Source organism: Neobacillus drentensis (assembly GCF_036965425.1).
GTDB lineage: Bacteria > Bacillota > Bacilli > Bacillales > Cytobacillaceae > Neobacillus > Neobacillus drentensis_F.
In genome coordinates, this window is the sequence record NZ_JBALPP010000083.1 from 1 (window position 1) to 289 (window position 289).

Consider the following 289-nt stretch of genomic DNA (forward strand, 5'->3'; position numbering starts at 1 on the left):
ACGCCTTCCCCAAAGTACCCAAATAGGTCATATTTAAGAACTAAATAAACATCTGTAATTAGATCTAAATATAAGGCAAAAAAAGTAGTAGAGTATATTTCAATATTACTTAATTTTTTAGTGGAAAATAACACTGCTATAATTGAAATCGTCATTGAGATTACTGCCAATATATTATTTTTTGCCCTCTTTATTTTGATTATTTCTTCACTAATATTCCCAACTCATTTATGAATAATGTCCAAATAAAAATTGATTTGTGAAGAACTATACTTAAACTATAGGGTGC